The sequence below is a fragment of the Novosphingobium sp. FG90 genome (assembly GCF_057808725.1).
In genome coordinates this window covers 1-1,647 of record NZ_JBMDIO010000097.1, presented here as the reverse complement: position 1 = coordinate 1,647, position 1,647 = coordinate 1, and the positions used below count along the sequence as shown (strand labels likewise).

At 65.4% G+C, this 1,647-nt stretch carries 1 protein-coding gene; it reads left to right on the top strand.

The features are described 5' to 3' along the window. Nucleotides 1–107: 107 nt before the first annotated feature. Entirely contained in the window at nucleotides 108–1,478 is a 1,371-nt protein-coding gene (locus tag ACODRZ_RS26670) for an IS1380 family transposase (protein ID WP_211151759.1), read from the top strand. Nucleotides 1,479–1,647 lie beyond the last annotated feature (169 nt).

Genomic DNA, 1,647 nt, shown 5'->3' with positions numbered 1-1,647 from the left:
CCTGTTTTATTCACGAAGGCGGGTGATAGGGTTGGCGGGAGTGGCGTAAGCGATTGCTTTGCAGTAGGAAAATGGGTGTCTAGACCAGTCCTGCAGCGAGGCAATTTATGCCACGGACCACACCCGCCGGGAGCGATGATAGCGCACCGGGATTTTCGTTTCCAGCGGTTGGCGGGAAGAAGATCACAGCCGCGTTCGACGGTGGCCGGCTGACCTCGGACGGCGGCGTTCTGTTGCTGGCGCAAGCCGAGCGAGCGATGGGAATTTGCCGGAGGCTTGCGGCTTGCATCGCTGATCCGCGTGACCCGACGCGGGTGACCCATCGCCTTGATGACATCCTGCGCGCCCGGGTGTTCGCGATCACGTGTGGCTACGAGGATGCTGACGATCTCGACGCCCTGCGCGACGATCCGGGGTTCCGCCTGGCACTGGGCAAGTTGCCGGGATCGGGCGCGGGGCTTGCGAGCCAACCGACGATGAGCCGCTGGGAGAATGCACCGACCACGCGCGAACTGGCCCGGATGATGGCCGCGATGATCGGCGTCTACTGTGCCAGCTATCCGGTCCCACCGGCGGCGGTGACGCTGGACATCGATGACACCTGCGATGTCGTGCACGGCTATCAGCAGCTCTCGTTTTGGAATGGCCATCACGGCGAACGCTGCTTTCTGCCGATCCACGTCTACGACACTGCGACCGGCCGTCCGGTCGCGATGCTGCTGCGCACCGGCAAGACGCCGTCTGGTGCCGAAGGTGCCGGCCACATCCGGCGCCTGGTGCGTCATATCCGCCAGCACTGGCCCGATACCCACATCACTATCCGCGGAGACGGGCACTACGGTCGGCCCGAGATCATGGCGTTCTGCGAGGCGGCCGGGGTCGATTACGTGTTCGGCTTGCCGACCAACGCCGCGCTGCGGGCCGATCCGATCATTGTCGCCGTCGCCGATGCCTGCGCGGTCAAGCGGGCTCAGCGCCAATGCCCGGTCCTGCGCCATTATACCGAGACCCGCTACGGCGCCAAAAGCTGGAAGGGCCAACGCCGCGTCGTCGCCCGGATCGAAGCCAGCACGCTGGGCATGGACATCCGCTATGTCGTCACCTCGCTGACAGAAGGCTCGGCCGAGCATATTTACGACACGCTCTACTGCGCGCGCGGCCAAGCCGAGAACCTGATCAAGCGCCATAAGACCCAGTTGGCCAGCGATCGCACCTCGTGCCGCTCGGCCAATGCCAACCAGATGCGCCTCATCCTGCATACCGCCGCCTACTGGCTGATGTGGCGCATCCAGCAGGCCATCCCCAAGGCCACTGCGCTGGCCGCTGCCGAGTTCGCGACTCTGCGCCTGCGGCTGCTCAAGGTCGCTGCCCGCGTCATCGAGAGCGCCTCGCGTATCCGTGTCGCCTTCGCGTCAGCATGCCCCGACGCCGGCGTGTTCAAAGCCATCGCCACCGGTCTTCGGCCAGCGCCGACATAGCCAGCGCGGCCATGCCGCCGAAACCCGAGCCCTCGTCCCGTCAACCTCGAAAAGCCCATTGCTCCTGACGCGGTGGAAAACACCGGCGCCAGCGCTCGCCCAAGTCACGCCGCCAAACACCGATCAAACTCGGGACACACCAGAGCGGCGGGCTCGTGAATAACCCGGG

Excerpts from the sequence above, each read along its gene's own strand:
- ACODRZ_RS26670 (WP_211151759.1), top strand. The coding sequence starts at position 108 with ATGCCACGGACCACACCCGCCGGGAGCGATGATAGCGCACCGGGATTT.